Origin of the sequence: Actinospica acidithermotolerans, from assembly GCF_018139625.1 — a bacterium.
In the GTDB taxonomy this organism is placed as follows: domain Bacteria; phylum Actinomycetota; class Actinomycetes; order Streptomycetales; family Catenulisporaceae; genus Actinospica; species Actinospica acidithermotolerans.
The window spans coordinates 1-7,740 of sequence record NZ_JAGSOH010000196.1; the positions used below are offsets into that span (position 1 = coordinate 1).

11 protein-coding genes are annotated in these 7,740 nt (G+C 72.0%); 3 read left to right on the forward strand and 8 right to left on the reverse strand.

All coding sequences use genetic code 11. The annotated features are described in order from the left end of the window. On the forward strand, positions 1–1,391 hold a 1,391-nt coding region (locus tag KDK95_RS33125; RefSeq protein ID WP_212522313.1), incomplete at its 5' end, for a PP2C family protein-serine/threonine phosphatase. 112 nt (positions 1,392–1,503) lie between these two features. On the opposite strand, the gene KDK95_RS33130 is transcribed toward KDK95_RS33125, so the two are convergent. Continuing rightward, positions 1,504–1,641, reverse strand: coding sequence for a hypothetical protein (locus KDK95_RS33130; protein ID WP_212522314.1), 138 nt, complete (start codon positions 1,639–1,641; stop codon positions 1,504–1,506). Here KDK95_RS33130 and KDK95_RS33135 point away from each other — a divergent pair. After that, complete coding sequence (locus tag KDK95_RS33135) at positions 1,636–2,679, forward strand: PP2C family protein-serine/threonine phosphatase (protein WP_212522315.1); 1,044 nt, start codon at positions 1,636–1,638, stop codon at positions 2,677–2,679. The two genes, KDK95_RS33130 and KDK95_RS33135, sit on opposite strands and share 6 nt — an antisense overlap. On the opposite strand, the gene KDK95_RS33140 is transcribed toward KDK95_RS33135, so the two are convergent. The 7 genes from KDK95_RS33140 to KDK95_RS33170 all read right to left on the reverse strand — a co-directional run bounded on the left by KDK95_RS33140 (position 2,671) and on the right by KDK95_RS33170 (position 6,938). Continuing rightward, on the reverse strand, positions 2,671–3,186 hold the full coding sequence (locus KDK95_RS33140) for a MarR family winged helix-turn-helix transcriptional regulator (RefSeq protein WP_212522316.1): 516 nt from the start codon (positions 3,184–3,186) through the stop codon (positions 2,671–2,673). The two genes, KDK95_RS33135 and KDK95_RS33140, sit on opposite strands and share 9 nt — an antisense overlap. A 166-nt stretch (positions 3,187–3,352) precedes the next feature. After that, entirely contained in the window at positions 3,353–3,616 is a 264-nt protein-coding gene (locus KDK95_RS33145) for a WhiB family transcriptional regulator (RefSeq protein WP_212522317.1), read from the reverse strand. 171 nt (positions 3,617–3,787) lie between these two features. Next, the gene (locus KDK95_RS33150) at positions 3,788–4,741 is read right to left on the reverse strand and encodes a YihY/virulence factor BrkB family protein (RefSeq protein WP_307844872.1); all 954 of its coding nucleotides are present in this window, start codon (positions 4,739–4,741) and stop codon (positions 3,788–3,790) included. Beyond that, positions 4,738–5,328, reverse strand: a complete 591-nt coding sequence (locus KDK95_RS33155; RefSeq protein ID WP_212522318.1) for a phosphatase PAP2 family protein — start codon at positions 5,326–5,328, stop codon at positions 4,738–4,740. The genes KDK95_RS33150 and KDK95_RS33155 overlap by 4 nt, the downstream gene beginning before the upstream one ends. 147 nt (positions 5,329–5,475) lie before the next feature. Next, positions 5,476–6,186, reverse strand: a complete 711-nt coding sequence (locus tag KDK95_RS33160; protein ID WP_212522319.1) for a phosphatase PAP2 family protein — start codon at positions 6,184–6,186, stop codon at positions 5,476–5,478. Positions 6,187–6,367: 181 nt separating this feature from the next. Next, positions 6,368–6,556 carry a CsbD family protein gene (locus KDK95_RS33165; protein WP_212522320.1) on the reverse strand — a complete coding sequence of 63 codons (189 nt, stop codon included), beginning with the start codon at positions 6,554–6,556 and terminating at the stop codon, positions 6,368–6,370. A 142-nt stretch (positions 6,557–6,698) separates the two neighbouring features. Then, positions 6,699–6,938, reverse strand: coding sequence for a hypothetical protein (locus tag KDK95_RS33170; RefSeq protein ID WP_212522321.1), 240 nt, complete (start codon positions 6,936–6,938; stop codon positions 6,699–6,701). A 155-nt stretch (positions 6,939–7,093) separates the two neighbouring features. Between KDK95_RS33170 and KDK95_RS33175 the strand changes: the two genes are divergently transcribed. Then, the gene (locus KDK95_RS33175; RefSeq protein ID WP_372463424.1) at positions 7,094–7,453 is read left to right on the forward strand and encodes a TraR/DksA family transcriptional regulator; all 360 of its coding nucleotides are present in this window, start codon (positions 7,094–7,096) and stop codon (positions 7,451–7,453) included. The last annotated feature ends 287 nt before the right edge of the window (positions 7,454–7,740 follow it).

Below are 7,740 nucleotides of genomic sequence, written 5' to 3' on the forward strand. Positions count from 1 at the left end.
GCCGGCCGCGTAGCGCGCTCGACGGCGCCCTGCTGCTCGAGACGTATCCCATGGCGGTCGGCGCCAGCGCCCTGTCCGACCATCTCGAGCGCACCTACGCGACCGGGGAGCCAGTGCGGGTGCAGCGCCTGGCGATGACCACGCTCGTCGACGAGATCCCGCTGCGCGTCGTGGCCGACGTCAGCATCAGCCGCGTCGGCGGTGCGCTGCTGATGATCTGGCGGATCGAGGACGAGACCGCGCGCCTGGCCAGCCTCCTCCAGCACGCGCAGCGGCTCGGCCGCATCGGCGGCTTCGAGGAGAACCTGGAGACCGGCGAGATCACCTGGAGCAGCCAGGTCTTCGCCCTCTACGGACGGCCGGAGGCCGAGGCGCCGAGCTCGCTGCGGGACCTGGCCGCGCACGCCCACCCGGACGACGCCCTCGCCATCGACCGGTTCCTGCGCACCGTGCTCGACCACCTGCGGCCGGCGACGATCGCCTTCCGCCTTCAGCGCGCCGACGGGGTCGCCCGGCACATCCGCATCGTCGCCGACCCCGTCCTGGACTCGGACGCGCGCCTGCTCGCCGTGCGCGGCGCCTACCAGGACATCTCCTCGCAGCACTGGACCGAGGTGGCGCTGGCCGCGACGCGGGACCAGCTCGCCCACACCGAGCAGGAGGCCGCCGAACGCAACCGGCTCGCCCTGCAACTGCAGCACGCGATCATGCCCCCGGCGCTCGACCCGATCCAGACGCCCGGGCTGCAGATCGCCGTGCGCTACCGCCCGGCGGAGTCCGAATCGCAGGTGGGCGGCGACTGGTACGACGCCGTGGTCCTGCCGTCCGGGCTGGTCCTGCTGTGCGTGGGCGACGTCGCCGGACACGGGATCGACGCGGCCACCGGGATGGTCGTGCTGCGCAACGCCCTGCGCGGCCTGGCGATGACCGGGGCCGGGCCGGGCCAGCTGCTGAGCTGGCTCAACAGCGTCGCGTTCCACCTGACCGACCACCTCACCGCCACCGCCGTCTGCGCCCTCTACGACCCGGCGACCGGCCTGCTGCGCTGGGCGCGCGCGGGGCACCTTCCCCCGGCCGTGGTGAGCTCGCGGGAGACGCGGACGCTGCCGCTGATCAAGGGCATGCTGCTCGGCGCCCTGCCCGCGAACGACTACGTGGAGACCGAGGTGCAGCTCGAAGCCGGCGACACGCTGCTCCTGTACACCGACGGCCTGGTCGAGCGGCGCGACACCGCCCTGCAGGAGTCACTGGCGAACCTGCTGGCCAACGCCGAGGCCCCGGCGGCCAGCCTCACCGAGCTGGTGGACCGGCTGCTCGAGTCCAGCAAGTCCGACACCGACGACGACACCTGCCTGATCGGCATCGAGATCGCCCCGCGCGCCGAGGGCTGACCGGACCCGATCGCGCCCGCCGCGCGATGATCGGCCGCCGCCGTTTCGGGCGGCGCGACCGGGGCATCGGCTTCACCTCGGCAATCGGTGAGTGTGAAGGGGCTATATGGAGTCACAGCGCGTTCTCGGCGTGAGCCGCGCCCTCGGTGCCGTCGATCCCGAGCAGCTCGACGGGGCCCTGAGGTCGGCCCTCCGCGAGCAGTTCGGGGCCCGCGACGTGGAGCTCCGGCTCGTGGACTACGCGATGCATTCCCTGCAATCCGCGCACCGCGAGCCCTCGGCGCGACCCGTCCCCGTCGCCGGAACGGCCCAAGGGCGGACGTTCGATGCGCAAGAGCCCGTGGTGGTGGGCGACGGCGCCGAGACGGTCGAGGTGCATCTGCCGGTGGAGACCCGCGGTGATCGGCTCGGCGTGCTGTCCGTGACCGTCCCCGCGGAGGCGTACCGGGAGCAGATGCTCGACGAGCTTCGGCAGATCGGCGGCATCGTCGCACGGGAGATCATCCTGGCGGCCCGCGAGACCGATCGGTACGAGGTCGAGCGGCGGGCGGCGCGGCTGACGCTGGCCGCGGAGATGCAGTGGCTGCTGCTGCCCGGCAGCTCCTGCGTGCGGGCCGAATTCTCGCTCGGCGCCCACCTGGAACCGGCGTATGCGATCTACGGCGACGGATTCGACTGGTCCGTGTCCGAGACCCACCTCACGGTCGCGGTCGTCAACGGCATGGGCCAGGGGGTGGAGGCCGCGCTGCTGACGAATCTCGTCGTCAGCGCACTACGCAACGCGCGGCGCGCGGAAGTGGAGTTGGCCGATCAAGCCGCGCTCGCCGACGAGGCCGTCTTCGCGCACTACCGCGGCGAACTGCACGTCTCGGTGCTCCTGATGCGCTTCGATCTGGCCACCGGCGAAACCGAACTCGTGGACGCGGGCTCGCCGCGCCTATGGCGCCTGCGCGACGGCAAGGTCGATCCGCTGCAACCGGAGGCGCAGATGCCGCTGGGCCTTTTCGGCGACACCGCCTACCGGAGCGAGCAGATGCGCACGTCGCCCGGAGACCGGTTGCTCATCGCCAGCGACGGTCTCTACGCGGCGGCCTCGCCGACCGGGGAACTGTTCGGGGACCGCCTTCTCGAACGCACGATCCGGGCCACCCGCCTGCTGCGGGCCGCGCAGATTCCCGCGGCGATGCTCCGAGAACTCGCCGGGCACCATGGCGGCACGCAACTGGATGACGCGGCCGTCGTCTGCGTCGACTGGCGCGGCGGCCGGTCGACCCCTGGTTCACGCTGAGCGCGGCGCCCAATTCCCGTCTGCGCCGGGCACGCGGGCCTCGGCATGGGCGGCAAGGGCCACGTGCAGGGCCGACAGCCCGGCGCCCAAAGCCTTGATTCCCGCCGGGGACACCGATTCGAGCACCAGTGCCAAAGCCTTCTCGCGTCGTGCGCGAAACTCCCGCAGGTAGGCGGAGGCGTGCGGCGTGAGCTGGAGCTCGATCTCCCGGCCGCTCTGCGCACTGGGCAGCCGCTGGACGAAGCCCATGGCCTCCAGCCGGGCGCACAGCCGGCTGAGCGCGGACGGCGCCGAGCCGACCGCCTCGCCCAGCTCGCGCAGGTTGAGGCCCGACGTGCGCTCCAGGGCGAGCAGGACGCGGAGCTGCGAGGCGGAGACCGCGATGCCCGACGCGCCGCTCTCGTCCGCGCGCCCGAGGACCGACTCCAGCTCCTCCATGACGAGCCGCAGGTCGCGGACCAGGGCTCCGGGCAGGTGCGAAGGCCGAGGCACGCCGTCGTCGCCCATGGTCACTCCGTCACTGTTCGCCCACGCGGCCGGCGGGTTCCCCTCCTCGCGAAACCGCCTGCTCAGCCCTTTCCACCAGGACCAACCATACGCTGTGGCGGCCGGAGCGGCGCCGGCCGTCCGCGGCGGACGTCGCGCGCGGCGACGGCCGTCCTGCGCTCGACGCTCACCGACGGCGCGGGGGCCCGATCAGCTTCTTGCGTTCGTATTCGGTCAGGCCGCCCCAGACGCCGAACTCCTCCGCGTTCTCGAGCGCATAGCGGCGGCAGCGCTGCCAGACCGGGCACTGCGCGCAGATCTCCTTCGCCGCCTTGATCCGCTGCTTGCGCTGCTCGGGCGCCTCATCCTTCCCCGGGCTGAAGAACAGCGAGCCGTCGGCCCGGCGGCAGGCGCCGTCGCGCTGCCAGTCCCGGGCTTCGACCTCCGCCATGCGGGCCCTGGACCTGCGATGTTCGCCGCGCAGGACGCCGAGCCTCGCCGCACCCGGCCGGGCCGGCGCCGACCGACCCGAACGCTCCATCCGATCTGACCGCTCCACCTCGGACTCCTCGTATACCGCTAGCAATATCAATGTCAGATAACCGATCGCGTTGCCGTCAAACTACGTTCCCGGGTCGGCCCGCGCGGGCGGCAGGCCTCCCACCCGGGCCGCTTCCAGCTGCGCCGCCGCCGCGAGCCCGAGGAACAGCGCCACGGCGCTGAGATAGGCCCACACCAGCAGGGCCATGACCGCGGTCAGCGGACCGTAGGTTGCTCCGAACGTCGCACTCCCCCTCACGTACCAGGCGAGCAATCCGCTCAACGCCGTCCACAGCACGAGAGCGATCCCGGCGCCGAACGCCAGCCAGCTCATGCCGGGCTGACGCCGGCGCGGGCTGCGGCGGAACACGAAGCTGATCGACAGCAGCGCGAGTACGACGGCCACCGGCCAGCGCGCGGCCTCCCAGGCCGTGTGGGCGGCCGCCGGCCAGTGATAGACCTGCCCGAGGGCGACGCCGACGGCTCCGCCTGCCACGGTGACGACCATCCCGGCCGCCATCGGCACGCCCGCGAGCAGCGTCAGCATGACGGCCGTGCCGTACTTGCGCGGAAAGGGCCGGTCACGTTCGACCCCGTAGATCCGGTTGGCGCCGCGCTCGATCTGCCCCATCCCCGTCGCCGTGGACACGAGCGCGAAAGTGAGTCCGAGCCACAGCGCCAATCCCTCGCCGGCGCTCGCGTCCGCCTGGGCTCCGGCCAGCGCCTCGCTGACCACGGGGCGCCCGTCCTTCGGCGTGAGCTGCAAGATGGTGGCGGCGAGCACCCGGCCGGGCGCCTCGTGGTGCACGATGGTCGAGATTCCGAAGAGCGCGATGACCAGTGGCACGACGGCGAGGCAGATCTGCAGCGCGAGGGCGCGGGAATGGCTGAAGCCGTCGGCGTACCGGAAGCGCAGGAACGCGTCGCGAAGCAGAGCCCGTATGCCGTGGCGGCGCAGGGTGGCCCAGGCGTCGTCGGCGGACAGGTCGCCGCCCGACATGTCGCGGGTCTGGGGGACTTTCGTAGCGGTACTCACGGTTCCGGCACCTCGCTGAGCACAGGCCGGCGCAGGACGCTGTGCCACGCCGCCGCCACGCACAACGCGCCGAGCAGCGCCCCGGCCACCACGTCGCTCGGGTGATGCATCCCGCGGTAGAGGCGCGCGACGCCGATCGCGGCCGGCACCAGCAGGAGCAGCCAAGGCAGACGACGGCGAGTGCGCCGGAAGATGAGCAGCGCGGCGGCGCCGTAGAGCGCGAGGGCGGCGGCCGTATGCCCGGAGGGGAATGACGACGTGGGCGGCGAGTGGTCCAGTTCAGGCACCCCGGGACGCGGCCGGTGCACTACGAGCGTGGTCACCAGGAAGACGGCGACTTCGAGCACTGCGGCGAACGCGAAGTACAGCGGCTCACGCCACCGGCCGCAGATCCAGCGCGCCAGCAGGATCGCGACGAGGGCCGCCGTCGCGGCTCCGACCGTGTTCCCGATCGTGCTCAATTCGCTGCTGAGGTCGTCGGCCCAACCTGTGCGGTGCGCGGCGAGCAGACGGTCGATGCCGTCCTCCGCCGACAGCGGCGAGGTGTGATCCAGCACCCGCGTGACCAGCAGACCGCTCAGAACCATGACACAGGTCAGAGCACAGAACCAGAGCACGAACCTGCAGCAGAGCCGTGTCGCCCTTGTGTCAGGCGGCCTTGTCGTCCGTATGTCAGGCAGCGTATCCCGCATGGTCACAGGTGCCCCGCACCGCCCGGATCATGCGCAGCCTGCTTACTCCGCCGCCGTCGACTCGCCGTCGCCGTGCCCGACCGCCCGCTCGGTCTCCTCCGGCGCCGCGCCCTCGATCGCCGGATGCACCGGAGCCGGCCGCCGTTCGCGGCGCCACGTCTCGAACGCGGCCGTCGTACCGGCGAGCAGCCCCACCCCGAGCAGCCAGCCGCCCACCACATCGCTCGTCCAGTGCACGCCGAGCGCGAGCCGGCTGTAGCCGACCACGAGCGGAACCAAGACCGCCACCGACCAAGCCGCGACCCGGCCTCGCCGGCCGAGCAAGGGCAACACCGTCAGCAGCGCCACGCCGCTGGCGAGAGTCGCCGTGAACGCGTGGCCGGACGGAAACGAGCCCCCCGGAGCTGTGGCCACCGGATGCGCGAACACCGGCCGAGCCCGACCGACCGCCGCCTTGAGCACCACGTCGATCAGTGCGCCGCCGGCCATCGTCACCGCCGCCCACAGTGCGAGCCGCCGCGCCCCCCGGAGCCAGAGCACGACCGCCAGAGCGCCGATTCCGACCCGCATCACCGTCGGCGATCCCACCGCGGAGACCAGCTTCATCGCCCGCACCCAGGCCGGATGGCCGAGCGCCTGACGATGCAGCGCGTCCGCGATCGACTGGTCCAGCTCGCGCATCGGTGCCCAGGAACTCTCGACAGCCAGCACGAGCAGCCCTACCGCAACGGCCGCAGGCAGGGCGACCAGCACCGCCAGCGCCAGCCGCGGTCCGAGCCCCCGGATGCCGCGGGGCGGGGCCGTCATCCGAGCGTGCACTTCGCCATCCGCGCCTCGCGTCCCTCTGAGCCAGAGACGTGGACGCCGCCCGCCCCGCCGCGACAACGGCGACGGTTCACGAGGCGACGTCCACGTACGTCCGATTGAGGAGAGATTATGCCTTGTCCTTGAGGTCCTTCGCGGCGTCCTTGAGCTTTTCCTTGGCCTGCTTGGCGTCGCCCTTGGCCTGGTCCCCGCGCCCCTCCGCCTTCGTGACGCGGTCGCCGGTCACCTTGCCGGCCGCTTCCTTGACCTTGCCCTTGGCCTTCTCGGCCTTGCCGCTGATTTTCTTCGCGTCGCTCATCACGGCGCCCCTTTCCCGTAGCCGTACCGATCTCGGACGCGCCCCGTGTGCCCGGACGGCCCCCACTCATGCGCCATGTGGGAGAGGTAGCTGAACCAGACCGCGGACGGACGGCGCTCCGATCACGGGAACGCCGACGCGCTCAGCGCGGATGATGGGCGCCGTGGCCGGCTTCCAGCGCCTCGATCGCCGCCGCAGCCGCGCTTTCCACGGCCCCCTCGACAGCGTCCGCCGTGCCCTGGGAGCGGCCGCTCTGCTTCGCGTACGCGGCGTCGAAGGCGTCCCCGGGCTCCCGGCCCGCCTCCGCGGCCCGCCGCACCTCGATGAGCTGCTGCTCGCTCGGCGAGGCGACGTCGTCTATCTCCGGTTCGTTCTCCATCACCTTAGTCATCATGATTCGGTGACCGGGATCTGATCGATCAAACGCGGTTCAGCTTGATCGAGCTGATGCGCCGACGAGCCCACGGGCGGGAATCTGCGCAGGCGGGAATCTGCGCAGGCGGGAATCTGCGCAGGCGCTGGGGCGCTGTTGGTTTCATGGGTGATTCGTCCGAACTTCAGGCGCGGCTCGTCGAGGCGCGAGCGCGCACGGTGGCGCAGGTCGCCGCGCTGAGTAGCGAGTTCGACGGGCTGGTAGAGGCGAACGCACTGGTCGCGACCGATGACGAGCACGATCCGGAGGGATCGAGCACCGCCTTCGAGCGCGCGCACGTCGCCTCGCTGCTCGACGCGGCACGAGAGCATGTGGCCGACTTCGATCGCGCGCTGGAGCGCCTTGCGGCGGGCGAGTACGGACGGTGCGAGGTGTGCGGGGCGCCGATCCCGGCCGAACGTCTCGAGATCCGCCCGGCGACGAGCGTGTGCGTGCGCTGTGCCGAGAACCCCCGGACACGCTGACTCACTGACCCGCCGACCGCCGACCCGCCGACCCGCCGAGGGCACGCTGATCTTGCTGAACGACGCTGAGCACCCGTGCCTACGGCCTGTCCTTTGGATCTCGCTGGTGCCAACAGATCGGCGGCGGCCCGTATCCCGACGGCAGCGAGCAAGACCATGCCCGGCTTCAGCGGTTTGAAGGCTGGTTCGCCGCCGCAATCGACGCCGGACCACATTCGGGGAACTCCGGACTCAGCCAGCGGGCGGGCGGGAGGTCCCGGCGCGAGAACGTCCGGAACCCTCCCGCC

Coding starts and splice junctions, on each gene's coding strand:
- KDK95_RS33145 (WP_212522317.1), bottom strand. CDS start 3,616: ATGGCGGAGGTCGAAGCCCGGGACTGGCAGCGCGACGGCGCCTGCCGC.
- KDK95_RS33165 (WP_212522320.1), bottom strand. CDS start 6,556: ATGAGCGACGCGAAGAAAATCAGCGGCAAGGCCGAGAAGGCCAAGGGC.
- KDK95_RS33155 (WP_212522318.1), bottom strand. CDS start 5,328: ATGGTTCTGAGCGGTCTGCTGGTCACGCGGGTGCTGGATCACACCTCG.
- KDK95_RS33175 (WP_372463424.1), top strand. CDS start 7,094: ATGGGTGATTCGTCCGAACTTCAGGCGCGGCTCGTCGAGGCGCGAGCG.
- KDK95_RS33130 (WP_212522314.1), bottom strand. CDS start 1,641: ATGCATCGCGTAGTCCACGAGCCGGAGCTCCACGTCGCGGGCCCCGAA.
- KDK95_RS33140 (WP_212522316.1), bottom strand. CDS start 3,186: ATGGGCGACGACGGCGTGCCTCGGCCTTCGCACCTGCCCGGAGCCCTG.
- KDK95_RS33135 (WP_212522315.1), top strand. CDS start 1,636: ATGCATTCCCTGCAATCCGCGCACCGCGAGCCCTCGGCGCGACCCGTC.